This window comes from Nitrosopumilus cobalaminigenes (assembly GCF_013407145.1).
In the GTDB taxonomy this organism is placed as follows: domain Archaea; phylum Thermoproteota; class Nitrososphaeria; order Nitrososphaerales; family Nitrosopumilaceae; genus Nitrosopumilus; species Nitrosopumilus cobalaminigenes.
Map to the genome: position 1 here is coordinate 642,894 of NZ_CP026993.1, position 25,783 is coordinate 668,676.

The 25,783-nt window shown below is 32.3% G+C and carries 32 protein-coding genes; 12 read left to right on the forward strand and 20 right to left on the reverse strand.

Going from position 1 to position 25,783, the window contains the following annotated elements; translation table 11 throughout:
- The first annotated feature begins 25 nt into the window (after window positions 1–25).
- Genes C5F47_RS03845 through C5F47_RS03860 form a run of 4 tightly spaced genes read left to right on the forward strand, consistent with a single transcriptional unit; the run spans window position 26 to window position 5,496 of the window.
- Window positions 26–2,527: a M1 family metallopeptidase gene (locus tag C5F47_RS03845; protein WP_179361576.1), complete on the forward strand. Its 2,502-nt coding sequence runs from the start codon at window positions 26–28 to the stop codon at window positions 2,525–2,527.
- The gene (locus C5F47_RS03850) at window positions 2,520–2,927 is read left to right on the forward strand and encodes a hypothetical protein (protein WP_179361577.1); all 408 of its coding nucleotides are present in this window, start codon (window positions 2,520–2,522) and stop codon (window positions 2,925–2,927) included. The genes C5F47_RS03845 and C5F47_RS03850 overlap by 8 nt, the downstream gene beginning before the upstream one ends.
- A 42-nt stretch (window positions 2,928–2,969) precedes the next feature.
- On the forward strand, window positions 2,970–3,890 hold the full coding sequence (gene meaB, locus C5F47_RS03855) for a methylmalonyl Co-A mutase-associated GTPase MeaB (protein WP_179361772.1): 921 nt from the start codon (window positions 2,970–2,972) through the stop codon (window positions 3,888–3,890).
- A 4-nt stretch (window positions 3,891–3,894) separates the two neighbouring features.
- Window positions 3,895–5,496, forward strand: a complete 1,602-nt coding sequence (locus C5F47_RS03860; RefSeq protein ID WP_179361578.1) for an acyl-CoA mutase large subunit family protein — start codon at window positions 3,895–3,897, stop codon at window positions 5,494–5,496.
- A 38-nt stretch (window positions 5,497–5,534) separates the two neighbouring features.
- Here the strand turns inward: C5F47_RS03860 and C5F47_RS03865 are convergent, their stop codons facing one another.
- A complete protein-coding gene (locus C5F47_RS03865) occupies window positions 5,535–6,356 on the reverse strand; it encodes a hypothetical protein (protein WP_246271189.1) in 822 nt (273 codons plus the stop codon).
- A gap of 132 nt (window positions 6,357–6,488) precedes the next feature.
- On the opposite strand from C5F47_RS03865, the gene mce reads away from it, so the two are divergent.
- The gene (gene mce, locus C5F47_RS03870; RefSeq protein WP_179361579.1) at window positions 6,489–6,887 is read left to right on the forward strand and encodes a methylmalonyl-CoA epimerase; all 399 of its coding nucleotides are present in this window, start codon (window positions 6,489–6,491) and stop codon (window positions 6,885–6,887) included.
- Between the two features lie 8 nt (window positions 6,888–6,895).
- A complete protein-coding gene (locus tag C5F47_RS03875; protein ID WP_179361580.1) occupies window positions 6,896–7,078 on the forward strand; it encodes a hypothetical protein in 183 nt (60 codons plus the stop codon).
- Here the strand turns inward: C5F47_RS03875 and C5F47_RS03880 are convergent, their stop codons facing one another.
- The 8 genes from C5F47_RS03880 to C5F47_RS03915 are packed head-to-tail and all read right to left on the reverse strand — an operon-like array spanning window position 7,079 to window position 14,930.
- Window positions 7,079–7,705, reverse strand: a complete 627-nt coding sequence (locus C5F47_RS03880; RefSeq protein WP_246271191.1) for a CBS domain-containing protein — start codon at window positions 7,703–7,705, stop codon at window positions 7,079–7,081.
- Window positions 7,695–7,874 (reverse strand): hypothetical protein, encoded by a 180-nt coding sequence (locus C5F47_RS03885; RefSeq protein ID WP_179359962.1) that lies wholly within the window; start codon window positions 7,872–7,874, stop codon window positions 7,695–7,697. Before C5F47_RS03885 ends, C5F47_RS03880 begins: the two co-directional genes overlap by 11 nt.
- 60 nt (window positions 7,875–7,934) lie before the next feature.
- The gene (locus C5F47_RS03890; RefSeq protein ID WP_179361581.1) at window positions 7,935–8,111 is read right to left on the reverse strand and encodes a DUF1059 domain-containing protein; all 177 of its coding nucleotides are present in this window, start codon (window positions 8,109–8,111) and stop codon (window positions 7,935–7,937) included.
- A 28-nt stretch (window positions 8,112–8,139) separates the two neighbouring features.
- The gene (gene ppdK, locus C5F47_RS03895; protein WP_179361582.1) at window positions 8,140–10,818 is read right to left on the reverse strand and encodes a pyruvate, phosphate dikinase; all 2,679 of its coding nucleotides are present in this window, start codon (window positions 10,816–10,818) and stop codon (window positions 8,140–8,142) included.
- Between the two features lie 27 nt (window positions 10,819–10,845).
- Window positions 10,846–11,502, reverse strand: coding sequence for a triose-phosphate isomerase (gene tpiA / locus C5F47_RS03900; RefSeq protein WP_179361583.1), 657 nt, complete (start codon window positions 11,500–11,502; stop codon window positions 10,846–10,848).
- A 38-nt stretch (window positions 11,503–11,540) separates the two neighbouring features.
- Window positions 11,541–11,831, reverse strand: a complete 291-nt coding sequence (locus tag C5F47_RS03905; RefSeq protein ID WP_179361584.1) for a SemiSWEET family sugar transporter — start codon at window positions 11,829–11,831, stop codon at window positions 11,541–11,543.
- Between the two features lie 8 nt (window positions 11,832–11,839).
- Entirely contained in the window at window positions 11,840–14,398 is a 2,559-nt protein-coding gene (locus C5F47_RS03910) for a DNA-directed DNA polymerase I (protein WP_179361585.1), read from the reverse strand.
- 4 nt (window positions 14,399–14,402) lie between these two features.
- Window positions 14,403–14,930: a deoxycytidylate deaminase gene (locus C5F47_RS03915; protein WP_179361586.1), complete on the reverse strand. Its 528-nt coding sequence runs from the start codon at window positions 14,928–14,930 to the stop codon at window positions 14,403–14,405.
- A gap of 98 nt (window positions 14,931–15,028) precedes the next feature.
- Here C5F47_RS03915 and C5F47_RS03920 point away from each other — a divergent pair, with 98 nt between their 5' ends.
- A complete protein-coding gene (locus C5F47_RS03920; RefSeq protein ID WP_179361587.1) occupies window positions 15,029–15,187 on the forward strand; it encodes a hypothetical protein in 159 nt (52 codons plus the stop codon).
- Between the two features lie 295 nt (window positions 15,188–15,482).
- Complete coding sequence (locus C5F47_RS03925) at window positions 15,483–16,991, forward strand: DEAD/DEAH box helicase (protein ID WP_179361588.1); 1,509 nt, start codon at window positions 15,483–15,485, stop codon at window positions 16,989–16,991.
- 2 nt (window positions 16,992–16,993) lie between these two features.
- Here the strand turns inward: C5F47_RS03925 and C5F47_RS03930 are convergent, their stop codons facing one another.
- On the reverse strand, window positions 16,994–17,254 hold the full coding sequence (locus C5F47_RS03930; RefSeq protein ID WP_179361589.1) for a hypothetical protein: 261 nt from the start codon (window positions 17,252–17,254) through the stop codon (window positions 16,994–16,996).
- A gap of 107 nt (window positions 17,255–17,361) precedes the next feature.
- On the opposite strand from C5F47_RS03930, the gene C5F47_RS03935 reads away from it, so the two are divergent.
- Complete coding sequence (locus tag C5F47_RS03935; RefSeq protein ID WP_179361590.1) at window positions 17,362–17,508, forward strand: hypothetical protein; 147 nt, start codon at window positions 17,362–17,364, stop codon at window positions 17,506–17,508.
- Between the two features lies 1 nt (window position 17,509).
- On the opposite strand, the gene C5F47_RS03940 is transcribed toward C5F47_RS03935, so the two are convergent.
- Window positions 17,510–17,788, reverse strand: a complete 279-nt coding sequence (locus C5F47_RS03940; protein WP_179361591.1) for a peptidylprolyl isomerase — start codon at window positions 17,786–17,788, stop codon at window positions 17,510–17,512.
- A gap of 123 nt (window positions 17,789–17,911) precedes the next feature.
- Here C5F47_RS03940 and C5F47_RS03945 point away from each other — a divergent pair, with 123 nt between their 5' ends.
- The gene (locus C5F47_RS03945; protein ID WP_179361592.1) at window positions 17,912–18,277 is read left to right on the forward strand and encodes a response regulator; all 366 of its coding nucleotides are present in this window, start codon (window positions 17,912–17,914) and stop codon (window positions 18,275–18,277) included.
- Here C5F47_RS03945 and C5F47_RS03950 read toward each other — a convergent pair.
- Entirely contained in the window at window positions 18,274–18,672 is a 399-nt protein-coding gene (locus tag C5F47_RS03950) for a pyridoxamine 5'-phosphate oxidase family protein (protein WP_179361593.1), read from the reverse strand. The genes C5F47_RS03945 and C5F47_RS03950 overlap by 4 nt on opposite strands.
- A complete protein-coding gene (locus tag C5F47_RS03955) occupies window positions 18,665–18,946 on the reverse strand; it encodes a hypothetical protein (RefSeq protein WP_179361594.1) in 282 nt (93 codons plus the stop codon). The genes C5F47_RS03950 and C5F47_RS03955 overlap by 8 nt, the downstream gene beginning before the upstream one ends.
- Window positions 18,947–19,017: 71 nt before the next feature.
- Here C5F47_RS03955 and C5F47_RS03960 point away from each other — a divergent pair, with 71 nt between their 5' ends.
- Window positions 19,018–19,419, forward strand: a complete 402-nt coding sequence (locus C5F47_RS03960) for a DUF2203 domain-containing protein (protein ID WP_179361595.1) — start codon at window positions 19,018–19,020, stop codon at window positions 19,417–19,419.
- Window positions 19,420–19,516: 97 nt separating this feature from the next.
- Here C5F47_RS03960 and C5F47_RS09660 read toward each other — a convergent pair whose 3' ends face one another.
- From C5F47_RS09660 to C5F47_RS03975, 4 genes are all read right to left on the reverse strand, one after another.
- Window positions 19,517–19,684, reverse strand: coding sequence for a hypothetical protein (locus C5F47_RS09660; RefSeq protein ID WP_246271193.1), 168 nt, complete (start codon window positions 19,682–19,684; stop codon window positions 19,517–19,519).
- Complete coding sequence (locus C5F47_RS03965) at window positions 19,681–20,367, reverse strand: TrmB family transcriptional regulator (protein ID WP_246271194.1); 687 nt, start codon at window positions 20,365–20,367, stop codon at window positions 19,681–19,683. Before C5F47_RS03965 ends, C5F47_RS09660 begins: the two co-directional genes overlap by 4 nt.
- 194 nt (window positions 20,368–20,561) lie before the next feature.
- Window positions 20,562–21,632, reverse strand: a complete 1,071-nt coding sequence (locus C5F47_RS03970; protein WP_179361596.1) for a DMT family transporter — start codon at window positions 21,630–21,632, stop codon at window positions 20,562–20,564.
- Window positions 21,633–21,716: 84 nt separating this feature from the next.
- Window positions 21,717–22,271 (reverse strand): hypothetical protein, encoded by a 555-nt coding sequence (locus C5F47_RS03975; protein ID WP_179361597.1) that lies wholly within the window; start codon window positions 22,269–22,271, stop codon window positions 21,717–21,719.
- 255 nt (window positions 22,272–22,526) lie between these two features.
- Here C5F47_RS03975 and C5F47_RS03980 point away from each other — a divergent pair, with 255 nt between their 5' ends.
- Window positions 22,527–23,147, forward strand: coding sequence for a transcriptional regulator (locus tag C5F47_RS03980; RefSeq protein WP_179361598.1), 621 nt, complete (start codon window positions 22,527–22,529; stop codon window positions 23,145–23,147).
- 38 nt (window positions 23,148–23,185) lie between these two features.
- On the opposite strand, the gene C5F47_RS03985 is transcribed toward C5F47_RS03980, so the two are convergent.
- The 3 genes from C5F47_RS03985 to C5F47_RS03995 form a co-directional block, all read right to left on the reverse strand.
- Window positions 23,186–23,995 carry a histidine kinase gene (locus C5F47_RS03985; RefSeq protein ID WP_179361599.1) on the reverse strand — a complete coding sequence of 270 codons (810 nt, stop codon included), beginning with the start codon at window positions 23,993–23,995 and terminating at the stop codon, window positions 23,186–23,188.
- Window positions 23,996–24,092: 97 nt separating this feature from the next.
- Window positions 24,093–24,590, reverse strand: coding sequence for a HEAT repeat domain-containing protein (locus C5F47_RS03990; protein ID WP_179361600.1), 498 nt, complete (start codon window positions 24,588–24,590; stop codon window positions 24,093–24,095).
- Window positions 24,591–24,683: 93 nt separating this feature from the next.
- On the reverse strand, window positions 24,684–25,529 hold the full coding sequence (locus tag C5F47_RS03995; protein WP_179361775.1) for a TrmB family transcriptional regulator: 846 nt from the start codon (window positions 25,527–25,529) through the stop codon (window positions 24,684–24,686).
- Window positions 25,530–25,783 lie beyond the last annotated feature (254 nt).

Below are 25,783 nucleotides of genomic sequence, written 5' to 3' on the forward strand. Positions count from 1 at the left end.
AAAGTGTAATTAGAGTACCTCAAATGTGGACGTAATTCCTAAAAATTATCAGTTAACTTTTGAACCAAATTTGACAAAATTTACTTTTTCTGGTAATGAAACTATCACTGCTGATTGTAAAAAACTAACAAATCTTATCACTATGGACTGTGCTGAGATAAAAATTACCTCTTGTACAATAAAGTCCAAAGGGAAAATTATTACTTCTTCTGCAAAAACAGATGAGAAAAAAGAAAAATTGCAAATTAAACTAGGTCAAAAAATTAAAGGAAAAATTTCCATTGATTTAGAATTTCAAGGTATCTTAAATGATAGATTACTTGGATTTTATCGAAGTCAATATGTACAAAATGGAAAAACAAAATATCTTGCAACTACTCAATTTGAAGCAGCTGACGCTAGACGTGCATTTCCTTGTTGGGATGAGCCTGAATCTAAAGCAACTTTTGAGATATCTATAATTGCTGACAATAAATTTACTGCAATTTCAAACATGCCAATTAAATCAAAGAAAAAAATGGGTGGTAAAACACTCTATAATTTTTCAAAAACACCTGTTGTTTCAACTTATTTGATTTATCTTGGTGTTGGTGAATTTGAATATCTCACAGGCAAGATTGGGAAAATACAGATAAGAGTAGTTACTACAAAGGGTAACAAATCTAAAGGAAAATTCTCTTTAGAGTTGGGCAAGAAATTACTTACTTCATATGAAAAATACTTTGGAATAAAATACCCATTACCAAAATTAGATTTGATTGCGGTTCCTGATTTTGCTGCAGGTGCAATGGAGAACTGGGGAGCAATTACATTTAGAGAAACTATTTTGCTTTATGATCCTAAAACTTCTTCTACTAGAACAAAACAATTCATTGCCGAAGTAATTTCACATGAAATTGCACACCAATGGTTTGGAAATCTTGTAACTATGAAATGGTGGAATGATTTGTGGTTAAATGAAAGCTTTGCAACTTTTATGGCTACAAAATTTGTTGACAAATTCTATCCTGAATGGGATTTGTGGAATCAATTTGTTGAGGATGCAATGAATGTTGCAATGGGACTTGATTCACTTAAAACAACGCATCCGATAGACGTCACAGTAAACTCTCCAGCTGAAATTAGAGAAATTTTTGATGCTATATCCTATGATAAAGGAGGATGTGTATTGAGAATGCTTGAGCATTATGTTGGTGAACCTAATTTTCAAAAAGGTTTGAAAAAATACCTCTCTGATTTCAAATATCAAAATGCCCAAGGACAGGATTTATGGAATGCGATTGGCAAGGCATCAAAAATGCCTGTTTCATCAATGGTAAATACGTGGTTAAAGCAGCCTGGATTCCCGCTTGTTGAAATCAATCAGGATGGAAATAATCTGAAATTAAAACAAAAACGATACTTGCTTGAACCTGATAAAAAATTCAGTAAAGGTTTGTGGTCTATTCCTCTATCATTGGGATTAGAATCCGAGATATCTGCAAAATTATTTACAAAGAAATCCATGTCTGTAAAACTACCAAAAAATACTTTGGGCTTTGTTGCTAATTACGGAAGAAAAGGATTCTACCGTGTTAAATATGATGAAGGAATTTTACTTGATTTGAAAATGTTAGTTGATGAAAAACGTATTCCTGCTATAGATAGATGGGCTATTCAAAATGATTTATTTTCATTATGTGTTTCTGGGGATGAACAAGTAAGAAATTATCTTGATTTCTCTGATGCTTATTTTGAAGAAGATAGTTATCTTGCATCAGTTAATGTTGCACATAATTTGGCATCTTTGTATTTCCGTTCTTTTGATGAATCTTTTGCAGAAGAAATACGCGGGTATGCTGTAAACTATTTTAGAAAAATCTTGTTTAATTTAGGATGGGAGCCACAAAAATCAGATAAACATACTGATGCATTACTTCGTGGATTCACAATTTCTGTATTGGGTAAAATGAATGATGAAGATGTAACTGAAGAAGCTCTTAGAAGATATAAAAAATTCTTAAAATCTCCTAACTTTATCTCTCCTGATTTAATTGAACCAATTTGTTCTATTGCTGCATGGAATGGAAATTCTAAAACTCACTCTGAACTAACTAAACTATACAAAAATGCAAAAACAATGGAGGAAAAACTTCGATTCTTAGGTGCATTATGTGGATTTAAAGACAAAAAATTACTTTTAAAATCGCTTGACTTTTCTCAAACCTCTCAAGTTCGTTCTCAAAATATGCAATTACCGATTATGAAAGTTGCAGCAAATCCATATGGTGAAAAAGTCTTGTGGCCTTGGCTAAAGAAGAATTGGAAAAATATCAACAAAAAAGTTGGACATGGAAACCCTCTCTTTAACAGAATTGTTGCAAGCATTACTGCTGTGGCAGATGACTCTATGGAAAAAGAAATTAAAACATTCTTCAAAAAAAATCCTACTCCTGGAACAGAAAGAACTCAATCTCAAACTCTGGAGAGAATTAGAATAAATTCAAAATTCCTTAGACGTATGAGAAAAGAATTCAAAGATGGCTAAAAAATTAGGTCCTCCAATATTTCTTGGAGTTTTCACTGTTTTGGCAATTGTTTTCTTGACTGGAGGTGCATCTGATGATAAGGATGTGTATAGAGAAGCATTTCAAGTAGATGCAGTTTACTATGATACTGGACATGTTGAAGTTTCATATTTTGATAAAACTGATAAAACAACAAATGTTGTGTTGGAGATTTTAGGAATGGATGAGTCGTTTCAAAAAACATTTTCTGATTCAGAATTTATAGAAATTGTTCCATTTCCAAATGTTCCCAAATATGGATGGGAAGTTCATCCGATAGTTTTAGAAATTGATCATGAGGATTTTGGCCACATTCAATTAAAAACTGAAATTCATCCTATGGGTGAGTCTCTTCCTCCTGTAATCTATTCTGCTCCTTAGATCGAACACAAGATTTTATTGCACCTCTAATTCATTTACAATATCTTGGATTTGCTTGTAGATCTCAAAAAAGGGAAACGCGGTGCAATTGCAAAAGCAATAACTGTTGTTGAAAATGATCAAAAAGAATCAAAGAAATTATTAAAAAAAATTTTCAAAGATAGTGGCAATTCTATGATTATAGGAATAACTGGTCCAGCTGGTGCAGGCAAAAGTTCTTTGATAAATAAAACCGCAATTGCTATGAAAAAATTAGGCTCAAAACCTGCTGTCTTGGCAGTAGATCCTACAAGTCATGTAACTGGTGGTGCTATTTTGGGAGATAGGGTTAGAATGAGTGAATCTACTGATTCAGGTACTTACATTCGAAGTATTGCATCTAGAGGTGCCACTGGTGCTGTTTCTCGTTCATTACGAAACAGCATTAGAGTTTTAGAATATGCTGGATTCAATCCAATAATTATTGAAAGTGTAGGTGCTGGACAGACAGAAGTTGAAATTTCAAATATTGCAGACATTACGGTTGTTGTTTTTAATCCAAACACTGGTGATAGCATTCAAACGATAAAAGCTGGTCTAACTGAAATAGGCGATATTTACTTGGTTAACAAAAGTGACCTCAGTGGAACAAATCAATTATTTGATGCTGTACGTGATTTCATTGGAGATTCTGAAAGAAATCCAATTATTCTCAAAACCTCTGTGAAAAAGAATTCTGGAATCACAGTTTTTGCAAAAACTCTCAAAGATATGATGAAATCTAAAAAGAAATTCAAGGATGAAAAGGACCGTGAACGACTTGAAACTGAACTAAAAGATATTGTTTTAAATAACATTAAAGAAAAGATTGATGACATGCTGATTTCTGATAAAACATTCTCAAAATATCTTAAAAAATTACAATCTAAAGGTATTGATCCATATGATGCAGGAGACAAAATTACAAAATCTTTGTTAAAGTGATACTATGGCCACAAAAAAATCTAGCAAATCAAAAACACCTGAGAAGAAAATTTTTACAGATTCTGAATATCCTGTAAAACGAGTCTATCAAAAATCTACTAAAAAAAGACCTGTTGAAGATGCAGGAAAATATCCATTCACCAGAGGAATTCATCCTGGTATGTTCCGAGAACGATTTTGGACTATGCGACAGTATTCTGGGTTTGGTGATGCAAAACTTACCAATGAACGATTCAAATTCATGCTTGAAAAGGGTCAGACTGGTCTTAGTATGGCATTTGACTTACCAACTCAAATTGGTTATGATTCAGATTCTCCTCAAGCTGAAGGTGAAGTTGGAAAAGTTGGTGTATCCATTACGTCAATTAAAGACATGCAGATTGCCTTTGATGGCATTCCATTAGGAAAAGTCAGTTCTTCAATGACCATTAATTCTACAGCATCTACGTTATTAGCATATTATATCGCAGTTGGAGAATCTCAAGGATTCAAAAGTCATGAGCTTCGTGGAACTACACAAAACGATATTCTCAAGGAATACATTGCAAGAAATACCTACATCTATCCTCCTCAACCATCAATGCGATTAATTGGTGATATGATAGAGTATTGTGCAGAAAAAGTTCCATCCTGGTATCCTGTATCTATATCCGGGTATCATATGAGAGAAGCTGGTTGTACTGCGACACAAGAAGTTGCATTTACTTTAGCTAATGCAATAGCATACATCCAAACTTGTATTGACAAAGGATTGAAAATTGATGACTTTGCACCTCGACTTTCATTCTTCTTTTGCTGTACTATAGAATTCTTTGAAGAAGTTGCAAAGTTTAGAGTTGCACGAAAAGTTTATGCAAAAATTCTAAAAGAAAAGTTCCATGCAAAGAATCCACGTTCATTACAATTAAAATTCCATACTCAGACTAGTGGTGAATCTCTAACTGCACAACAACCAAACAACAACATTGTTCGTGTTGCAATCCAGACAATGGCTGCAGTTGCAGGTGGAACTCAATCATTACATACTAACTCTAGAGATGAAGCTCTTGCACTTCCTACTCAGGAATCTGCAAAAATTGCACTTAGAACTCAACAAATTGTTGCCCATGAAAGTGGTATTACAAAGACTGCTGATCCTCTGGCTGGTTCATATTATTTGGAAGAATTATGTGATCAAATTGAGGCTGATGTGTGGAAATATCTCAAAAAAATTGAAAAAATGGGTGGCTCTGTAAAAGCAATTGAAAAAGGATTTTTCCAATCTGAAATTAGAGCAAACGCCTACCGATTAAAGAAAGAAACTGATGATGCTGATAGAGTGATTGTAGGTGTAAACAAGTATGCTGAAGAAGAAGAACAGCCTGAATTACTGAGAATTGATGGTAGAATTGAGATTCAACAAAAGAAGGCTTTGAAAAAATTACGTGCAGACAGAGATTCTAAAAAATTAGAAAAGGCATTATCTGCAATGCAAAGTGCAGCTGATACTGAAGAAAATCTTATGCCATACATTGTAACTGCTGCAAAAGCATTTGCTACCACTGGAGAAATTAGTAACACCTTCCGTGAAGTCTTTGGTGAATATCGTCCAAAAGAGGTCTTTTAGTTAGACTATTCCTGAATTTATTTTAAAATAATGATGAACTATTTTTTGGATTTTGCAATATAAAAATCCGCATAAAAATTATCCTCATCTTCATATTTTTCAGTATTAACTTTCATATCGTGTAATATGGATATAGTTTGTGCCTTTTCTTTAGAATCGGAAAAACTTCTTTGACGGATTGGTTTTATGTCACTTTTTACAATAGAGTAGTCATACATCTCAAAAACTTCTTTAATGTCATTCATATCGAACATTCTGAGCACAGAGAATGCAAAGATTGGTGAGGTATACTCTTTTTCAGATTCGATATAATTGGACTGTCTGTTTTTAATCACTTTTAATAAATTTGAAAATGTCTTGTATCCGATATAACCCACACAACCCGTTGCAATCACTACATCTATTTTTGGAAATGATTCTAGTGGATTTAATTTTTCAGCCTCAAGATCTACATTTATGCCTCTTTCACACAATTTCATATCTTCAGAGAATTTTAGAGCCTCTTCTGAAATGTCTATTTGATAGAAGTTTATGTTATCATTACTTGTACATTCATCATAGAATTGCTTGGTCTCTTTTTTTGTAGGTTCAGTTCCGTTTAAAAAGAAATTATTTAATTCTGCCATTGTTAAATCATATTTCATTAATGATGAATTGATGCCGTATGAACTTCCCAAGTCTAAAACATTGATGGGTCTAGATAATTTATCTTCAAGTTGATTTATGATGGAGTTGTACAATGGTTTTGTAGAATCTGATATGTCATATTCCAATCTTTCCATCTCCTTTAGATATTCATATGGAGAATCCTGTGTGTAAATATTAGTAAAATCTTTTTTCACTTTTAGTTCATTCATCATAGGAGTAACGATACAATTCCACCCTTAATAAAACCCGGACAATACTCTAGTCGTGAAATAGATCTTTTATTATTTTTTATAATTTAAAATAAAATAAATCCATTAATACTGTAATTTGATGAGGTCTTTTAGATGAAAATTGATCATATTGCAATTGCAGTAAATAATGTAGAAGAATCTGCCAAAATTTATCAACAAGCCTTAGGTGTTGATGACATTGAATTTGAAACAGTTGAATCTGAAGGTGTCAAAGTTGCAATTTTACATTTAGAAAATGCACGTGTGGAATTAATGCAGCCTACAAACGATGAAAGCCCAATTAAGAAATTCCTTGATAAAAAAGGTCAGGGATTACATCACATGGCCTTAGATACTGACAACATTGAAGGTGAAGTTGAACGAATGGAAGGCTGCGGAATTCAATTTTTAGGCAAAATACGTCCTGGTTCTGCTGGAACTAAAGTTACTTTTATCCACCCAAAATCACTTCACGGTGTTTTAGCAGAACTATGTTCTCACCCTAAAGAGTGAAAAAACCCTTGAGTGATTCTGAAACACTTTCAAAAATTCAAGCCCATTTGGAAAAAACAAATGAAATTATTGAAAATTCTATAGAACAAGATTCATTATTCCATGACTCTTCTAAAAATAAAATATTCAAACTATGGCTAGAATCAAATCATTTTGCTTTGAATATTTTAGAGAAAAATTCTAAAGAATAATTATTCCATCATTTTCAAAGTGTCAGAGGCTGTAATGATGCCTATTATTTTGGATTTTTTTGAAACTAGTATACATTTAGAGTATCTTATCAGTGGTACCAAAACATTTGCTGGTGTGTCAAAATCCACTATTGGTGGAACTGGCTCCATTGTATCTGATAATTTAGATTTTTTCAATTCTGCTTCCCCTAAATCTGATAAATGTTTTACAATCCCATCTTCTGATACTACTCCAACTACGTCTGAATTATCAAAAACTGGGATTTGGCTGATTGATGATTGATGCATTTTCTTTATTGCATCATGGAGTGTATTGGTAGGTTTTAGTTTTACAATATCTTTACTGCAAAAGTCTCCTGCTGTATGAGATGATGACTCTCCTTCTAATTTTGCTAAACTTTCAAAAATTTTCTTAGCAGTATCATAACTTGGTTGACTTCTTCCTGATTCAATCTGATTGATCATTGACGTACTGACTCCTGTCATTGCTGCAAGTTTTTTCTGAGTTATGCCTATTTTTTGTCTAATTTGTTTAATAGAGTCAATTCTAGGAAGCAATTCATTTAGAGATGATTTTGATTGATTTAAAAATTTATTTTCTGATGATTTTAGAGAATTAATCATCATTTCTTAATCTCCATTTTAGTTCACCTGCTTCTCTTACAAATGTCTGAGGTGATTCTTTGTTGTGATTATTTTTGATATGGGACATGTATGTGACAAGTGGGGAAAAATTTTCATTACATACTGGACATGTTTTAGCAAATCCCATACTGGATAGTACTCTGTAAGGCATATTAGCAAAGTTGTGATTTTCAAGTTTGATATTGTTATAATGTGTGAAATCGTTTGAGATTTAGATTTCTTTGATTAATAATTTAATGCTAGAAATTGATTCAGAATTCAATTCAATTTCTTTATGCTCTTCTTTTACGTGTTCTGTAACTTTGCCCATCAATTCTTCTTCTGTTTGTGCAGTTGCTGACCATCCGCAATCTTTTCCTGCATCAGAACAGCTAATACTTTTTGTCATAATTATACTAATTTGGTCTAGAATTTATTTATTTTTTCTTTGATTTTGTCTTTTTTGGTTGTTCAATTGCTGCTTGTGCTGCTGCAACAATGGCTATTGGAATTCTATGTGGTGATGCACTAACATAACTTAGACCTACACTATGACAGAATTTAATAGAACTAGGATCTCCTCCATGTTCTCCACAAATTCCAACTTCCATGTTTGGTCTGAGTGCACGTCCTGCAGCAACCCCAATTTTGATTAAACTTCCTACACCGTTTACATCAATTGATTGGAATGGATTTCTTTCTAGTAGTTCTTTTTCCATATACTCTGGAAGGAATTTTCCTTCTACGTCTTCTCTACTGAAACTAAATGTGCCTTGAGTAAGGTCATTTGTACCAAAACTAAAGAATTCTGCTGTTGTTGCAAGTTCATTTGCAGTCAGTGCTGCTCTTACAACTTCAATCATGGTTCCAAAGTTAATTTTTAATTTCATTTTGTGTTTTGATTCTGTTTCTTTTTTAATAGAATCATAAATTTTCTTGATGTGATTTAGTTCTGCAATGCTGCTGATTTGTGGAATCATGATTTGGGGGTGTGCTTTGACTTTTTTCTTTGTCAATTCAACTAGTGCATCAAAGACTGCTCGAATTTGCATTTCATAGATTTCAGGATATGTAATTCCTACACGAACTCCTCTATGTCCCATCATTGGATTGATTTCTGCTAATTCTCTTGCTCTTTTCAAAACTACTTTTGCTTGATTAATTTCACTTGTATTTCCACTTGATTCTAGTTTCTGAATTTTTTCAACTAATTCTTCTGGATTAGGCAAGAATTCGTGAAGTGGAGGATCCAATAATCTAATTGTTACCTCATAGCCTTCCATGGCTTTTAGGATTTCAATAAAGTCACTTTTTTGTAATTGACCCAATTTTTGCAAAATCTTACTTCGCTCTTCAATATTTTCAGCCATGATCATTTCTACAAACAAGTTAATTCTATCACTGCCGTTGAACATTCTTTCTGTTCTACATAATCCGATTCCTTGACCTCCAAAGATTCTTGCAAGTTTTGCACCTTCTGGTGTATCTGCATTTGCTCTAATTCCTATCTTCTTTGCTTTTTGAGCCCAATCTAAAATCTGTTCAAAGTCTTTTGTAACTTTTGGTTCTACTGTTGGTACTTCGCCAATGAAGACCGTACCTGCACTACCATCAATGGTGATTGTATCTCCACGTTTGATTGTTACTCCATTTGCAGTACATGTGTTATTATCATAATCGATTTTTAATTCTGGACATCCTACGATACATGGTTTTCCCATTCCTCTTGAAACAATTGCTGCATGGGATGATTTTCCTCCTAGACTGGTCAATATTCCTTCTGATGAAAAGAATGCTGGAACATCTTCAGGTTTTGTTTCTTTTCTTACTAGTATGACTTTGCTTCCTGTATCTCCTAATTCTATTGCTCTTTTAACATCAAATTCTACTATTCCACTTGCTGCACCTGGAGATGCTGCAATTCCTTTTGCTAATTGCTTATGATTTTTAATTTTAGATTCATCCATTGTTCTATGTAACAATGCTTCTAATTGCTGTGCTGGAATTCTTGTAAGTGCTTTATCTTTAGTGATTAATTTTTCTTTTACCATGTCTACTGATGTTTTAACTAATGCTGCTGCACTCATCTTTGCAGTTCTTGTTTGTAAAAGATAGAATTTTCCTTGCTCAATTGTAAATTCTATATCTTGTGGTTCTCTGAAATGTTTTTCCAATTTTGTGCATGCATTACTCAATTCTTTGTGTGATTTTGGCATATCTTTTTTCAGTAATTCTATACTTTTTCCAGTTCTCACTCCTGCAACAACGTCTTCGCCTTGAGCATTTATGAGATATTCGCCTTCAATCTCTTTTTTACCATTATGGCCATTTCTTGTAAATACTACCCCTGTAGCACTATCATCTCCCATATTTCCAAATACCATTGTAACTACGTTAACTGCAGTCCCATTTGCAATGTCTTTTGTAATGTTATTTTTTTCACGATAAACTATTGCTCTTTCTCCCATCCAACTTTTGAAAACAGCTTCTATGGATAATACTAATTGTTCATCAGGCGTATCTGGAAACTTTCTTTTTGTATGTTCTTCACAGATTTTTTTATATTCTGATACAATTGTTTTTAGAGATTCTACGTTTAGTTTACTATCGTCTGAAACTCCTTGTTTGGCTTTTGCTGCATCTAATACATGATCAAATTTTTCATCATTTACACCAAATACCACTTTTCCAAATAATTGAATAAATCTACGATATGAATCCCATGAAAATCGTGGATTTTTAGTTTGTTCTGCAAATCCTTCTACTGTTTTTTCATTTAATCCTAAATTCAAAATCGTATCCATCATTCCTGGCATTGAGATTGCAGCACCGGAACGAACTGAAACTAGTAATGGATTCTTTGTAGAATTCCATTTTTTACCTGTCTTTTTTTCCATCTTTGCAATATTTTTCATTACTGCTGGCATGACATATTTTGGAAGTTTTCTGTTGTTCTCGTAATACTTGTTACAAACTTCAGTGGTGATCGTAAATCCTGGAGGTACTGGCAGCTTTAGTCGAGTCATCTCGCTTAATCCTGCACCTTTTCCGCCTAGAAGCATTCTTTTTTTGCTGTCTGCTTCTTCAAATGCATAAACTGGTTTGTTTTTTGCCATGCAGAAATTTGTAAATTATTTGGCTTTTTAAACTAATGCCTTAGCAAATTCAGAAATTACTTTATCCCAGTTTTTTGCTTTAATTATTCCGCTTGCCACTAAGATCCCCTCTGATCCTAGCTCTGCAGCTTTGGCCACATCCTCTCCCGATACAATTCCTGCACCACAAAGTAATTTTGTTTTATTTTTTGAACCATTCACTATGCTTGCAGCTTTTTCAATCAATTCTGGCTTTTCTTTTGAAACTGCCTTACCTGATCCAATTAACTCCGGTGGTTCTATTGCAATAAAATCTGGATTTAGTTTGACATATTTTTTTACTTCTGCAATATCTTTTACGCAAAGAATGGATGTCATTTTTAGTTCTTTTAATTTTATAATTAATTTTTCAATTTCTTTACTTGAAATTCTATGTTCACTATGATTAATCAATGATCCATTTACTTTTGATTTTTTTAATAATTCTGGAATTACAAAACCTGTGGTACTTCCTATTTTAGAGTCATCAATGTGTTGGGCAAAAATTGGAATCGAACTATTTGATACCAGACCGATTAAGTGCTGTGGTGGGCAAATTGCTATTTTGACTTTATATTTTTTAGAAATTTTTTCTGCTGTTTTTACAAATTTGATTATTTTATCTCCTGCAATTTCTTCATAATTTTTGCAATTTACTACAAACATCTTTCTTTGAAATTTTTTGCATTGTATTTATTCCTTGATTATGATTCTGGTGCTTTGGCTTGAATGTCGTATCGCTTCTTCATTCCTAATACGATGATCATTAAGATTAATCCTGACATGTTTGTACCTATGATAAATACATCTTCTACAATTATGCCATAAATCAGCCACAAAATTGAACCTGCAGCAATGAATATCATTAAAAATTTTGAAACATCTCTGAGTCTTTTTGTCTTGTATCCTTTGTAGATTTGCTCTACCCATCCCATTAAAATCAAAATTCCCGCAGCTATTCCTAACATCGTTAGAAGTGTTCCGTCAACTTCCATTTTCTATTTTAACTCCAAAAGAATTCATCTAATCCTGTTTGTTTTGGTTTTCCTAACATTGTATCAAAATCTAAATCCATTGAAGCTGTAATTTGCTCTAGTGTTGATTCTAAAAATTCCATGTACTTTTTAGAATCTATTTCTTCTTTCTTTGCTAATTCGACTGGTTTTACGCCTGGTTTGTTTAGAATTTTGATAAATGAAATTTTATCTCCTTTTTTTATTTCTCTAATTGATTCTAATTGTTTGGCAGCCCTGATGTGTTGTGGGATTGTTTTGACATATTCTGATGGTGCCTTGCTTAACATAACATTGAATGTTAGATCTTCTAGTGGAATTTCTTTAGCTTCTACTTTTTTTCCACACGTTGCAATTTTTTCAGTAATTTCTTGTTTTGCCTTTACAAAATCTTCCATAGTTTGAACTTTGGATAATACTTCGATTAATTCATAGAATAAGTTTTTGATAAATGCAGGTGTGTGGGATTTTTTCCCTGTTAGTCCTTTAACATCTACTTTACCTGATTTTGTAACTCCTAGATAGTTTTTCTTTCTGTTGCTTAACACACAATATCTATATGATTTATCAATCTCTAAATCTACTCCGTGATCTCGCTTTGCTTGGTCTATTACAATTTGAATTTGTTCCTTTGTTGGATTTTTGATAAATAGTGAATCCGTATCTCCGTAGAGAACTTCTATTCCTGCTTCTTCACATTTTTTGATTGTCTCTAAAATGGTATGTCGTCCAATGGCTGTGGTTGCTTCTGCAACTGGTAAGAAATAGAGTGGAAATATTTCAGCACCCATTACCCCATAACTGGCGTTTAGAATTACTTTGAGTGCTTGACTGACTACTGTGTATTGTTGTCTTTGATCTTCAGTTAATGTCTCTTTTTTTGATAAACTCTTGTAGTAATTTACTCGCAAATCTCTCAATGAACCGATAATCATTGATGTTAGTCCATTTTTCTTTGTACATGCCCAGTGGTTAGTCCCAGGAATTGTATTTGTTTTACACTCTTCATGAGCGCATCTTACTGTTTCATATGACAAGTTTCTAACTTTGATAATACTTGGATACAGACTTGCAAAATCCATCACGACTACATCAAAATGAATTCCTTCTTTTGGTTCAACAACAAGACCGCCTCGATATTTTTTATCTTTAATGACTGCGTCAGACATTACTCCTTCTGATCTTCTTTGCAATTCTTCTCGTTTTGGAATTAAGCAGTTTCTTCGTCTATGCTCATAATACAATAAACTTCTAATCCACTGGGATACCCCCATCCTGGCAATATCGTCAATAGGCATTCTGGCAATCCTTGCAATGATTACAAGTAGGTCCATCATCAAATCTTTGTTAAAACTAGTTAATTCGTATGTTAACAGGGCATCATTGTAACAATAATTTGCAGTTTGATACAATGATAACTCGTCAAACTCTAAACCATAGTCTATCTTTTCTTTTCCTAGAAGTGCCTTCGATACACTATTTAGAGAAAAATCTGTATATTTTTGACTGAATGCATAGATTTGGAACGAACGATTTGAAAGAACCTTGTACAAATCAAGATGAACTCCTTCTTTGAGAGTTGCTGAATCTCTCATCATGTATAATGGGTTTTCAGAATTTTTTACTCCTAGTCTTTCTGCTCTGTTGTATAGATACGGTAAATCAAATTCATCTCCGTTGTATGTGAGAACAAATGGAAATGATTTGATAATTTGAAATGCATCTTGAATCATTTCTTTTTCTTTATCTAAATCATAAAATGTGACTTTGATATTTTGTTCTAATTCGTTGGTTCCTTGCTCAGTTCCTTCTGTTTTTAGCACAAAAATCTGGTCAAATCCATCAGAACCTTTCAATCCTATGGCTGTAACTTTCTTTTCAGCTAGTTTTGGATCTGGAATTCTGCCAATTTCTGCCTCTACTTCTATATCTACACTCAGTCGCTTTATTTTTGGAATTGGTTGGTTTAACAAATCAGCCCATTCAGAAATATATTTTTTAAATTCTTCTGCATCAACCATGCTCTCACTATCCACTTTATCCCAAAGCAAACTTTTCAGAGCTAGTTTAACTTCATCTGAAATATCTAGATCATGTTGTTTAATTTTTCCATCGGTAATTTCATAATATTTTCCAACGATTAATTTTCTATCGTACAAATAATTTTCATAATATTTTATATCTGATTCCCATGTTTCAATTACATTTCTAATACTTTTGTCCCCTGCAGTTCCTCCAATTGCAAGAGGATCTGCGACAGTAATTTTTGACATATCGATTTCACTATCTTTCATCAAATCATATCGTTTCACCGTTTTAATTTCTAAAACATCCTCTCGTTCTTGGAGAAAATCTAATTCGTCTGGTGATAATCTTGAATAACAATATGGTTTGTGACCAATTTCATCTTTCCATAAAAACAGTTTTTTAGATTCTGGTTCGTAGAATTTTAAAACTGCTGATTTTGAAATGTTGTCATATGTAGCAGAAACTAACATTGATGCTGGCATTGAATCAATTCTCTTAGTTTCTGGCAAACTTACTTGCATTTTCTCACTCTGATTTTTCGTACTTGCTTACTAGTTCTCTTGCCCATTTTGCAATTTTATTTTTATCTAAACTAATCACCTCTACTCCTGCTTCCTTTAGTAAATCATAATCTGTTTCAGGATATGCGTCTAGACAAACAAATTTTCTAATCCCTATGGTGATTGCCATTTTTGTGCATTCTAGGCATGGAACAAATGTGGTGTAAAGAATTGCTCCTTTTATGCCAGCTTCTATTCCTAAAATTGCACAATGCATTATTGCATTAGCTTCTGCATGATTACATAAGCAGCGGTCTAATGATGCACCTGATTCAATTTTTCCTTCCATTCTAAGTTGACATCTTTTACAACCTCCTTCAAAACAATTTTTGATTCCTGGTGGAGTTCCATTATATCCTGTTGCTAGTTGTCTGTTGTTTCTAACAATTACTGCTCCAACTTGTCTTGTCATACAATTTGAACGAAGTTTAGCAAGTTCTGCCTGAAGCATAAAATATTCGTCCCAATTTGGTCTGTCAAAAGAACTGCTCACACGAATTCTGTTTGTCTGTTCAATATATGGATCACGTTAATCTGCATTTGATTTGCGATCAAATATAGTTATTATCTGGTTGAGACAAAAATTTTGGTATGGGATTCAAAAAAGGCATTAACAAATGTGTAGAATGTGAGAAAAAAATGAAAGAGAATCCAGATGACACAGGTATGTGTAGTAAATGTGGTGCAACAGAAACTCGTATTGAAAAAACAGTTTACAAAGAATTAATCGATGAAGGACGATTCCCTTAATCTGGATTTTTGTTGTATTTTTAATTCATGATGAATCTATTTGAGGTGATTCTTTTCTATATTTTATCAAAAGCGAGATTGAAAGAACTGAAGAGGTCCTTCCAATCTCATGAAGAATGGAGAGAATCCGTTCTTCAAAATTGCGTTTGATTGCCCGATTTGGCAATCGCGATTTTTGGAATCACGCAACAGATTTTCTGCATAGTGCTGTAAATACTTGATGAATGGTACCCATTAGCTAACATGTGACAATACGAAAGCATAAAATCAATAAATTATGATCTTTGAATGGCTGATGACTGAATTTGTCGAGAAAAAGTATGTGAAAAAAAATTCTATTGAAAAACGTGATTACCAAATTAACCTTGCAAATCAGGCTATTGATGAGAATTGTATTGTGGTTTTGCCTACTGGGCTTGGGAAAACAGCTGTTGCTTTACATGTAATTTCAGAATTTTTGTCAAAAGGAACTGGCGGAATTTTATTTTTAGCTCCTACAAGAGTTCTAGTGCATCAACATTATGAATTTCTAAAAAACAATTTGACACTAGATGACATTTCTCTAATTACGGGTGAGGATCCCATACTAAAAAGAACAAAACTTTGGAATAATAGTATTGTTTGTGCAACTCCTGAAATTGCCAGAAATGATTTGAATAGAAAAATCGTTTCCCCAGAGCAATTCAATTTAGTTGTGTTTGATGAAGTTCATAGAACTGTGGGTGATTATGCATACTCTGGAATTGCTGAATGGTTTGCTGAGTCCTCTGCTCGATTACTTGGAATGACTGCAACTTTGCCTAGTGAAAAAGAAAAAGCCACAGAGCTTTTGACAAAGTTACGAATCTCAAGTGTTGCCGAGCGTACAGAAGACAGTCCTGATGTAAAACCTTACACTCAAGAAACCAATACAGAATGGATTAACGTTGAACTTCCATCTGAACTCAAAGACATTCAAAAATTATTAAAATTAGCATTAGATGAAAGATATGACACTCTAAGAAAAAATGGAATAAAATTAGCAGAACAACAATCTCTTTCAGCACTGTTAAGAATTAGACAGTTTGTTCTTAATCAGAATAGACGTTCTGCAAAACCTTTGTTCACTGCAATTAGAATACATTATGCTCTCAATATGCTGGAAGCTCATGGTGTTACACCATTTCTAAAATTCTGTGAACGTGCAAAAGCAAAGAAAGGCGTTGGAGTAAAAGAATTATTTGAAATTGATCCTAATTTTACACGTGCAATCCATTTGGCAAATGAAGCTCAATCTAAAGGAATTGAGCATTCAAAAATTCCTAAATTAAAAGAAATTATTGAATCCGTTCCTGGCAAAGCACTAATTTTCACAAGTTATCGAGATTCTGTTGATCTGATTTACTCAAAACTTACTGAATTGGGCATTCCTGCAGGAATTTTAATTGGTAAGGCAGGTGACACTGGTCTAAAGCAAAAGAAGCAGATTGAAACGGTACAAAATTTTAGAGATGGTGTATTTCGTGTATTGATTGCAACTCGTGTTGGCGAAGAAGGATTAGATATTGCCGAAGTAAATCAAGTGATATTTTATGATAATGTTCCAAGCTCTGTTAGGCATATTCAGAGACGCGGAAGAACTGGTAGAAAAGACACTGGTAAACTTGTTGTCTTGATTGCAAAAAATACTATTGATGAAACATACTATTGGATTGGCAAACGGAAAATGACTGCAGCAAAATCTATGGGTGATAAAATGACTCAAGTTTTAGAGAAAAATCAAGAAATTGAATCCAAAAAGTCTGGACTAGATGCTTTCATCTGATTTTAATTTTGTATATTATCCAAAATAGATTGTTTTCTTTGGATGACTTTGTTTTTCATACCTGATTCTAAATGATGAATACTGCTTTTCTTTGCTACTAGCAAATTCTCCAACCTGATGTCAAATTGACTTTGAATAAAATCTTCTACTCCTTGAAATTCTCCATCTATTTCCAAATTCTCTAATGCATCTTTTGCTAAATTTTTCATTGAGTTATCCAAATATGCTAAAATTTCATCCAAATCTTTCTCAGTTAATACCATGATTGGCCTTGTTTGTGAACTGAAAAAAATGTTGTGTATTTTATTTTGGTTTTTTAGGTGTGTAAATTGATAATTATCTTCTAAACTATTATTTTTAATCTTACAGTATGTCTGATACTGACAAATCAAAAGAAATGAAGGATTTGCTTGAAAAAGAAAAAAAATTACACAAAGAGATAAAAGAAGATTTTAAAAAAATCAGTGAAAAAATAAATTATGATTTTGAAAAGGTCAAAGAATCAAAATCTTCCTAATCTATCCTAATCTTTTGATAATATGATATCCAAATTCTGATTTGACTGGTTCTGAGATCTCTCCAACTTGAAGTTTGAATGCTGCCTCTTCAAATGGTTTGACCATCATTCCTTTAGTAAAATAGCCTAAATTCCCTTCTTTTTTTCCACTGCCTGTATCTGTTGAGAACTCTTTAGCCAAATTCCCGAATTTTTCACCATTTTTGATCTTCTCCAAAATAGTTAGAGCTTCATTTTGTTTTTCGACAAGTATGTGTGAGCATTTTATTTTGTTAGACATACTGAATGTTCATATTTCCAATCTTTATCTGTTAGGAAAAAACTATGTTCCTTATTCATAAATCTCCTAGTTTGTTCAAATGAGCAAACTTGTTTTTATCAGTTTTAACTTATTTCATATTGTATGAAAATCCTTCATGTTGAAGATGTTCCTGAAATAAGTCAGATTTTTGCAGATATTTTATCTACTAAAAATTATGATTTTGATAGCGTCTCTGATGGTAGAGCCGGTTTGGAATTGGCAGTGTACAAAGAATATGATTTGATTTTACTTGATATGTGCATGCCAAAGTATAGTGGCGTAGATTTTTTATTGGACCTAAAACATAGACGCCCTACAATGTTATCCAAAGTGGTAATTGTCAGTGCACTTGAGATGAGTACAATGCAAGAACAGGAATTATTGAATTTGGGCATACGTGCTGTTATGAGAAAACCTATTTCAGTTCAGGGTCTGCTGTCTCAGATTGAGCAAGAAATTGCCTTCTAACTGATTCCCCAACTGGTTTTATTTTTTGTAATAATTTTCAAAAATGGTGCCTCATTCTCTTTCCAAGGATCTTTTCTAACCCATGAAAATTTTGAATAAAAAATATCGTATATTTTTTTGAATTCTTCTCCGTTTTCAATAATTTCACAATCTCCCTGAATGCATATTGCTTTATGATTTCCTGACTTGTAAACATCTATTACAATTCCTACATTGGGATTTGATTTTAAATTCAAAAATGTACGTGTTTTGTAATCTGTTGCCACAACTATTGAATTATCTATGAACACAAATGATACTGGTTTAACATGTGGAATATCATCATGTGATGTAGCCAACCGTGCTTCTTCTATTGAATTTAGAAATTGTTTTTCTTTATCGTTAAATTCAATCAACGAAAATTCGTTCTCTTATCTCTGGAATGTGTTTGTAAACAATTTCTCTGATTTTCATTTGATCTTCTTCAGTTGGTGTTTCTTTTTGTGCACTAAGAATTGCACCTCCCATCCCTAATGCCATACCCATAACAATTCCATAAACAAATTCTTGTGGGTTTTCCACTTTTAGTACTTCTTTGTTTGCTTTAATTTCGTCTAAATATGATGGGATGGTAGTTACTGCCCCATTGATAACTTGAATGATTAATGCTTCTAGTTGATCTTCACTCATGAATAGTGTCAATTGGATTTCTTAATAAATCTGCACCTAAGATTTTTAATCTCTCTTTTTTGACAAGATACATGTTCTCTTTTTTTACCACCAATGAAGCAAACTCTGCATTACCTGATGTGATAAAAAAATATGAGTATGCTTTAGCAAAAAATGCCGAAGTAAAGAAAATAGAGCAAGAATTACAAATTAGCATCTCGACTTCGAATTCTTTTGAATCTTATGTGAATCTGAAACAAAAACTAAATTCTGCAATTACAAAATTCTATGAATCTGTTGAAATATTGGAAAATACAGGTGTGGTAGTCAAAAGTATAGAACAAGGCTTACTTGATTTTCCTTCAAAAAGATTTGATGAGGAAGTGTGGCTCTGTTGGAAATATGGTGAAACTGAAATAAAATTCTGGCATGAAAAAGATTCGGGGTTTATGGGTAGAAAACCAATTGAAGTAAGTGATGATACTTTAGTTTGAAAATTTTAAATCGTGAACGTTTCTAACGTCGTTCCAAGTATTTGCTAAATGAGCACAAAATTCATCTCTGCATTTTGTACTGTAACCACAACTACATCTACTCATTAGTATCTACCTCAGTTGAATCTGTTTTTGACCAAATATTGTTAAACAATAATGCCTTGGAGTAGATGATAGTTTCTGAATTTGTCCAAATTGCTCTCATCTCTTTATTGTTACCTTCGTTTTTGATAAAGAATAAAACTTCATCATCATCTTTTATCAAAAAGCATAGGTTTTCTTTAACTGATGAGAGCATAATTGCTTAATTTTTGATTTATCGATATCTTCAAAGATGTATTTTGATTTTTTTGAAATTGGAGTTAATAATTTGTAATCAATATCATGTTCTTCTAATGCATCAAGGAAATTTGCATGATAGAATTTCATAAAGTCTTTTTCTGAACCTAAAATCCTACACTCTTTTTTAGCATTTAGAATCATGTCGAAAATTTTACTATTGACTTGATTTCCTCCTTGTAGTACTTTGAATTTCTCTTCTTCATCTTCCTCATTAGTTGTTTCAGCACCTGGAATCTTTTTCCAAATTTCTTCTAACACTGGACCTGATTTTTTTAATTTGTTAAGTCGTTCTGTTTCTGTACTGATTAAAAGATTGATTGCTTTTTTTATTGGTAATGCTGTAAATTGAATTGGGTGCTGAAACGATGCTTCTACAATTCCTTTGTTTTGTAGTGCTGTAAGTAAATGATATGTTTCACTTCTTGGCACATTAACTGCTTTAGCAATATCTGATGCAGTTTTGGCACCTATTTTTCCTAAATAAAAGAAAACTTTGCTTTGATTTGGAGTTAATCCAAATCCTACTAATGCATCTCTGACTTCTTCATAATGTGTTTTATCCACAGGGAAAGTTCCTAACTGCATAGTATTTGCCACAATTACCATAAATGGAAATGATCGATTTTGTCTTAAAAGACTGATCGTTCAATCGTATACATTTCATTACAAATTACTACATTTGAAAAAATACTTGATTTTTCATGCCTAACTACAAGTAGTTTTTTATGATTATTTTATTTTTAAGGAAAAATAATGATTACTTTTTAACATTATCCAATATTGAAAATGAATGTTTATGGTTAGCCTGCTCCAATCCAACCATGGAAAACAATCTTTTCTTCTATCTTCTTTGGGATTGATGTTTTAGGCACATATTTGCCACGTTTGATTGATGATGATTTCCTTGCCGTTGTTACTATGATTTCTTCTTCTGTACCTGAATCATGTTCTCCTTCAGCTAATCTGTTTCTAAGCAAAAATATACCTGCCAAAACTAGTACGAGTGAAATAACATCCAATGCAGTAATTGCCTCTGACAATATTATTCCTGAAAATAATACTCCGAATACCGACGTTGTAGAATACAGCAAAACCGTTCTTACTGCTCCTATCAATTTTAGACCTACTAAGAAAAACAATGTTGACATACCTGTTCCTAGGATAGACATTACTAAAATTCCTGGTAACTGGGCTATGTCTATATCCATTGGAATTTGAAATAGTACTATGACTGAAATTGCTGCTGCTGCACAAACAAATGAAACAATCTGTGTCACTCGCTTAACATCAAATCTGTCTCCTACGTATTTACATAATGTGATATCTACTGCATACAAGAATCCTGAAAATATTATCAACAAATCCCCTATGACCATATTTCCTAGAGTGAAATTATTATGAATTAAATCATTGCCAATTGGAATAACCATCATTCCTATAATGATCATGGAAAATGGAATGCATTCTTTGATGCGTAATTTTTCTTTAAACACTAACATTGCAATTACTAATGCAAAAATTATTTCACTATTACTGAAAATTGATGCATTTACTGCAGTCGATGTTGATAATCCGTAAAAATACGTGATTAATGCTGCAACTTCTGTAATTCCTATAATTCCCATAAACATCCAATCTTTTTTCCCAAATTTGGAAATTGAATGTGTTTTTTTTGCAAGTGGAGTAAAGAATATTCCGCAGATAAAATATATCAAAAATGCCATTACAATTGGGTTGATTTCAACTGAATGTGTTGAATTTTCAAGCATAGGTTTTGAAATTACATGAATAAGAGCAGATAATGCTGCAGCTATTATTATGAAATAATATCCATTCTTAGATTTTTTTAACGAAAGGCCCTTTGGTATCATTTATTCCCATTTTTGGAAATGAGATTATCCTTAATAGGTGGATCCTCAATTTTCTGGGAATGTTAGGCGTAATTTACGATCTTCTTAAATCTCCTCAATCTTGGCAATTTCAAAGGAAAATCCTTGTTTATTGTATTCGTCATTCAAAATTCTATACCCGATTTCATTTAGAATTGAATTCATCTGTCCCACGATAAAAAATGGCCAATTTTTACCTAAATCATGTTGAATGATAATTTTGTTTTTACCATTTACTTCCATCTCTCTATATTGAACATTCATACTGAGACATCTTTTTTTGAACAAATCTAAAATTGAATCTAAATCTACATAGCCGTAAAGATAGTTCAATGAATTTTTTAAATCTGATGTACCTGTGGTTTCTGCAATTTTTTCGATTCTTTCTTTTGAAATTGAGTCTGATAATTCCCTAAATGTTGATCTAAACATTGGAATCCATCCCATCTGAGCAGTTAACTCATTCCAATTGACTTGCTTTTCTAATAGATGATTGATGAGTGTATTCAAACTAATTTTTTGTTCTATACACTTCTCATGAAGCTTGCCACTGAGATCCGAATCAATTCTAATTGATACGTTATCTGTTTTTTTTAACATTTGTTTTTCTTGAGCGGTCATTTTTTAACCTCCTTTAAGATCAAGCCTGTTCTTTTCATTTACAGTTATCTTATTTCCAAATTTGGTGATATCAGTTAGTATGTTATTTTCGATACATACAGGATTGTACATTTAACTACAATGTAGTAATTTGTGATCGATCAGTTATGTAATATTGAATATAGATCGTGATAAATTATTTTTGATATAAAAAGAAATGTTTGTCATAATTGTTTTGACACACTGTTTATTATCTAATAATTATCAATCTTGATAATGGAAAACGGTTTAGACAATCTACTTGTACCATCTTTAAGAAAATCTATAGAGGAAAATTTAGGTAAGGAAACGTTACACAAAATTGAAGAGAGATTAATGGAAAGACATGGTCTTGGTTTAGTTCAGGCAATTAAAAATTTCAATAAATTTGATAGTGTATTAAGAGAATTCTTTGGTGCAGGTGCTGATGGTTTAGAACAAAAATTCTTGCAAAAAATTGTTGATGTTGAATCCTCAAAACAATCTACATCTAATTGGATTTCAATAAAAGATCCTGAATTGTCAAAAGTTTTCTTGGAATCATTTGCTGATCAAGATAAAAAAGCAATCTTAGGATCTGTAATGGATGAATCATTGATTATTGCTAAAATTTTGGAAACTTGTAACATTCCACAAACATCTGGATATAGAAAAATCAACTTTTTGATCAATAATGGACTACTTGTTTCAAATGGATTTGAATTAGCTCATGATGGAAAGAAAGTTAAAAAATATGAAACCATATTTGATAATGTTAAAGTTGATATTATAAAAAATGATGTTGCAGTTAAAGTACAACTCAAAAAGACTTTGTTAGCTGAAAGTTCAATTTTACAAACTGTTCAAATTTCTAATTAATTATCTTAAACTCTTTTTGATTGAATTGATTTTTTGGCCTAAAGTGTTTTCTTGTGTTTTACTAGAGCATACATTACTAACCAATAACCTGCATACCAAAACATGTTAACAGGGTGCAATAGATCATATTTGCCAAATAATTCCAAATTGTAATACCAGGTGTCTCCAATTGTGTTAAACAAAATTCCCATTACTAGTAGGAACCATGCTTTTCCAATTACTCCTTCTTTGAAAATTATGGCTCCGAGTACTGCAAAACTTAATGTCAAAGTTGAAAAATAAACAAAAATTACCCCATAGTAAAAATCAAATTCAAAAATGCTAATGTCTGCTTGAGTAGTAGATATTATTGAATATCCTATTAGAACTGCTATTGGCATAATTATTACCCATAATTTTGCTTTACGACCAATTTTAGGTGTGAAGAACTTGATATTCAGAATCAAATGAACTAGTAATAGAGGGTATGACATGAAAAAGAAGACATCTGCAATTGATGGAAAAGGTTCAATGTTGAAAACAATATCATATATCATGTAGGTAACTTCGCCTAGAAATAATCCTAAATATCCAATCGCTAATGCAGCATATGATTTTCCAAAAATTAATGATTTTCTATATCTAATCGCTATGGAAAATCCAATCACTGAAACTATCAGTGGATTAAGAAATGAAAATACTGATGCGATGGAATCTGAATTCTCTTCTGAAATTGCAAAGTTGATCAAAACATGAAATGAAATTACTATTGCTGCAATGATGATGAATATTTTAAAATTATATGGACTCTTGATCTTTTCAGGTACTACTTCTGGAACTTCATTTGGATCAATTTCAGGATCTCTCATACCTTAGGAATTATTTGTTAAGTTAAATTAATTCCGGGTTAAACTAATATCACTATGCCAATTGATTTTTTAAACAAAAAGTTGTATCTATACAATATTACAAAATATTGTATGGTTTGTATTCGCCTTGATTTTTCATTCTGGCGAATCTTTTGAGTACAAATTCAGCAGTTTCTCTAACATCTGTGCTTGGATCTTTAAGTGCTTCTTTGATCAAATCTTCTACCTCAAAAGCTCTCATCAATCCTAATGATTCGATTGATTCATGTTTTGTTAGAACACTCTCACTGTGTAATGCTGCATCAATAAGTACTGGGATCTTTGAACGCATGTTTCTTGCTGCAATTTGAAATGATGCTTCATGTTTTACTACTCCATTGTTATCATGTTTCATAACCCATTCAATGACGTCTGCCACTCTGTTAAACATTGGATCTTCTTCAGTTTTGTTTTCTGCCAATTCTCCGATTAGCCATACTGCATCCCAACGTTTTGACTCATCCTCTTCATTTTTCAAAATTTGCTCACAAGCATTGAATCTATCTTCGTCTGATAGCTCTCTCATCTTGCTTTCATCGAATACTTCTATTGCCATTTCCAATTTTGGGAATTAGTGCCTTTTAACGATTTCTAAATAGTTAGGCTCGATTTTTATGAATATCTTATTTTTGTATAATATTATGACTTTCTATCTTTTTGTTTTCTTTACAAAATTCTTCACATCAATGGTTTTGAGTGTCTTTGATGAATCCCACAGGAATGAACATAATGTGAAAATATTGTCGACCATTTCTGATGAATTTGTACATAGGGAATAATCTGAATCAGCACTTGCATTTTGTGAGGATGCTGCAGAATCTGACATTATCATTTTCTTATTTTCTTGCACTACCATTCTTCCTTTAGATGGTAGTTTTCCAATTCGTGTTTCAGTAGCATTAAATCTTTTAACAAATGGTGCCAATTTTGGATCATTCATATCGACAAGTAATCTAACTTTACCCCCGTTTTTTTCACAAATACTAATTTTTTCTGGAATGGTACTGTGATACATTCTTGATACATCATCAAGTGTAGTTGCTATGTATGTGATACCTGTAGAATTTTCAATTAACTGAGCAATATCTGCATAGATATTTTGCCTTCCTTGAACTACTCTGAATGTAGGTACTGTACTACTTTGGTTTGTTGTAATTTCATTATTAATTTTATCAATAATTGCTTCCCCTGATTTTTTTATTTTGTTTACCTCGTCTTCTTTTTTCCCTAATGCAATCTTTAATGCATCATGAGGATCAGCTGCAATACATAATTTAGGACTAGAAAGTGTTGTTGAAATAATATTTCTACTTACTAACTTGTCGACTGTTCTGTACATTCTTGCTCTGTCAATGTCAAGCTCTTTTGCAAGTGCACTTGCTGTAATTGGTCCTGCTCTAAGTAAGTTGAGATATACTTTAGCTTCTAAATCATCTAAATCTAAAATTTCTTCTAGTTCGGATGCAATTCCTGTTACTTGCTCTTGATAAGACATCATTTTATTTTGTCATCCTCTTTACCCTAGGCTCATTTTTCATGATTGCATTTAGTACTTTCGTACAATTCCTCAGTCTATCATAATGTATCATTTCCATTTTTGGTACTTTCTAAAAGATCGATTAGAACTAAAGCGTGTGGTTGTATGGAATATTACAAACAAAAAAAAATTGTATTTTTTTAAAATTACAGTTTATCATTTTATTATCCTACTATGTTATGAGTATTTGTTAACATTTAGAACAATTTTTG

What these genes read in the sequence shown, in the direction of transcription:
- C5F47_RS03935 (WP_179361590.1), top strand. Translation starts at nt 17,362, where the DNA reads ATGTCTGATACTGACAAATCAAAAGAAATGAAGGATTTGCTTGAAAAA.
- C5F47_RS03860 (WP_179361578.1), top strand. Translation starts at nt 3,895, where the DNA reads ATGGCCACAAAAAAATCTAGCAAATCAAAAACACCTGAGAAGAAAATT.
- C5F47_RS03865 (WP_246271189.1), bottom strand. Translation starts at nt 6,356, where the DNA reads ATGATGAATGAACTAAAAGTGAAAAAAGATTTTACTAATATTTACACA.
- C5F47_RS03995 (WP_179361775.1), bottom strand. Translation starts at nt 25,529, where the DNA reads ATGTCTTATCAAGAGCAAGTAACAGGAATTGCATCCGAACTAGAAGAA.
- C5F47_RS03955 (WP_179361594.1), bottom strand. Translation starts at nt 18,946, where the DNA reads ATGAGTGAAGATCAACTAGAAGCATTAATCATTCAAGTTATCAATGGG.
- C5F47_RS03930 (WP_179361589.1), bottom strand. Translation starts at nt 17,254, where the DNA reads ATGGTATTAACTGAGAAAGATTTGGATGAAATTTTAGCATATTTGGAT.
- C5F47_RS03920 (WP_179361587.1), top strand. Translation starts at nt 15,029, where the DNA reads ATGGGATTCAAAAAAGGCATTAACAAATGTGTAGAATGTGAGAAAAAA.
- C5F47_RS03980 (WP_179361598.1), top strand. Translation starts at nt 22,527, where the DNA reads ATGGAAAACGGTTTAGACAATCTACTTGTACCATCTTTAAGAAAATCT.
- mce (WP_179361579.1), top strand. Translation starts at nt 6,489, where the DNA reads ATGAAAATTGATCATATTGCAATTGCAGTAAATAATGTAGAAGAATCT.
- C5F47_RS03850 (WP_179361577.1), top strand. Translation starts at nt 2,520, where the DNA reads ATGGCTAAAAAATTAGGTCCTCCAATATTTCTTGGAGTTTTCACTGTT.
- C5F47_RS03965 (WP_246271194.1), bottom strand. Translation starts at nt 20,367, where the DNA reads ATGGTAATTGTGGCAAATACTATGCAGTTAGGAACTTTCCCTGTGGAT.
- C5F47_RS03910 (WP_179361585.1), bottom strand. Translation starts at nt 14,398, where the DNA reads ATGCAAGTAAGTTTGCCAGAAACTAAGAGAATTGATTCAATGCCAGCA.
- C5F47_RS03885 (WP_179359962.1), bottom strand. Translation starts at nt 7,874, where the DNA reads ATGCCTTACAGAGTACTATCCAGTATGGGATTTGCTAAAACATGTCCA.
- ppdK (WP_179361582.1), bottom strand. Translation starts at nt 10,818, where the DNA reads ATGGCAAAAAACAAACCAGTTTATGCATTTGAAGAAGCAGACAGCAAA.
- C5F47_RS03880 (WP_246271191.1), bottom strand. Translation starts at nt 7,705, where the DNA reads ATGATGATTAATTCTCTAAAATCATCAGAAAATAAATTTTTAAATCAA.
- tpiA (WP_179361583.1), bottom strand. Translation starts at nt 11,502, where the DNA reads ATGTTTGTAGTAAATTGCAAAAATTATGAAGAAATTGCAGGAGATAAA.
- C5F47_RS03985 (WP_179361599.1), bottom strand. Translation starts at nt 23,995, where the DNA reads ATGAGAGATCCTGAAATTGATCCAAATGAAGTTCCAGAAGTAGTACCT.
- C5F47_RS03970 (WP_179361596.1), bottom strand. Translation starts at nt 21,632, where the DNA reads ATGATACCAAAGGGCCTTTCGTTAAAAAAATCTAAGAATGGATATTAT.
- C5F47_RS03925 (WP_179361588.1), top strand. Translation starts at nt 15,483, where the DNA reads ATGACTGAATTTGTCGAGAAAAAGTATGTGAAAAAAAATTCTATTGAA.
- C5F47_RS03890 (WP_179361581.1), bottom strand. Translation starts at nt 8,111, where the DNA reads ATGACAAAAAGTATTAGCTGTTCTGATGCAGGAAAAGATTGCGGATGG.
- C5F47_RS03960 (WP_179361595.1), top strand. Translation starts at nt 19,018, where the DNA reads ATGTTCTCTTTTTTTACCACCAATGAAGCAAACTCTGCATTACCTGAT.
- C5F47_RS03975 (WP_179361597.1), bottom strand. Translation starts at nt 22,271, where the DNA reads ATGACCGCTCAAGAAAAACAAATGTTAAAAAAAACAGATAACGTATCA.
- C5F47_RS03940 (WP_179361591.1), bottom strand. Translation starts at nt 17,788, where the DNA reads ATGTCTAACAAAATAAAATGCTCACACATACTTGTCGAAAAACAAAAT.
- C5F47_RS03945 (WP_179361592.1), top strand. Translation starts at nt 17,912, where the DNA reads ATGAAAATCCTTCATGTTGAAGATGTTCCTGAAATAAGTCAGATTTTT.
- C5F47_RS03905 (WP_179361584.1), bottom strand. Translation starts at nt 11,831, where the DNA reads ATGGAAGTTGACGGAACACTTCTAACGATGTTAGGAATAGCTGCGGGA.
- C5F47_RS03990 (WP_179361600.1), bottom strand. Translation starts at nt 24,590, where the DNA reads ATGGCAATAGAAGTATTCGATGAAAGCAAGATGAGAGAGCTATCAGAC.